This is a genomic window from Mesorhizobium sp. M2A.F.Ca.ET.039.01.1.1 (genome assembly GCF_003998035.1).
Classification (GTDB): domain Bacteria; phylum Pseudomonadota; class Alphaproteobacteria; order Rhizobiales; family Rhizobiaceae; genus Mesorhizobium.
The window spans coordinates 1-1,007 of record NZ_RZRY01001268.1; the positions used below are offsets into that span (position 1 = coordinate 1).

The following is a 1,007-nucleotide window of genomic DNA, read 5'->3' on the forward strand; positions in this document are numbered from 1 at the left end:
GCAAGGCGCAGGATATTGAGGCAGGTTCCGGGCGAAGCGCCATCCCAGACCATAAGACCGAAGTCGGCACGGCGGACCATTTCCCGATCCTTCGCGGCGTGGATGGCAAAGCCCTTTGCGCCATCCACCGGCGGGACGTGATAGGCAACCCAGTCGCCGAGATTGTTGCGCGGTTGCGGGCCGCCATGGAAGACGCCGACATGCTCGTAATTATAGCCTGCGAGCAGGCCCTGCATTTCGGCATCTGCTCCCGGCGCGTCACCGATCAGCACGCCGTGTTCGGCCGCAACGATCGCGCCGATGCGTTCGGTCGCGGGGACCGGCAGCTCGAAGATGTCACGTGAACCGCCAAGGAATATCATCGTCATTGGTCGCTTTCCTTTCTCTCAGATCAACCGCCCCGGCCCGGCTCTCCTCTCCCTCTCCCGCGCGAGGGATCGTCACCGAAGGCCGAGACGGCGAAGCCCGGCTCGGGGAGCGGCGGCACGCCGCGAATAGAGCCCGGCCGGCCGGAGGCCGGCGCGCCCAACCCGTGTTGGAGGACTTTTGGCCACTCTCCATCCTGTGCTCTTTCGCACCGCGCCGCCGCCGGATTGCTGACCGGAACGGATGTGCACACGCGAAGAACCCGACGCGAGCGGGTCGGGTTCTTCGACGCGGAGAATGAAAGCGGCGCTCACGCGCCACCCTCCGTGAACCGCCAGACGGGGATGCCGAGGCGTCTAGCCTTGTCGGCCAGGTTCTCGGTGATGCCGGAGCCGGGGAAGACGATCAGTCCGTAGGGCATGACCGAGAGCAGCTGATCGTTGCGACGGAATGGGGCGGCCTTCGCATGCCGGTTCCAGTCCGGCTTGAAAGCGATCTGCGTGACCTTGCGGCTCTCGGCCCAGCAGGCGGCGATGCGCTCGGCGCCGCGTGGGCTGCCACCATGCAGCAGTACCATGTCTGGGTGCTTCTCGCGAACTTTATCCAGCGCGTCCCAGATCCGATCGTGATCGTTGCAGTCG

2 protein-coding genes are annotated in these 1,007 nt (G+C 65.6%); both read right to left on the minus strand.

What is annotated here, in order from left to right; all coding sequences use genetic code 11:
* A partial coding sequence (locus EOA24_RS39175; RefSeq protein ID WP_127410893.1) for a hypothetical protein occupies positions 1–368 on the minus strand: 368 nt, incomplete at its 3' end.
* Between the two features lie 308 nt (positions 369–676).
* A partial coding sequence (locus EOA24_RS39180) for a DUF2493 domain-containing protein (RefSeq protein ID WP_133374986.1) occupies positions 677–1,007 on the minus strand: 331 nt, incomplete at its 5' end.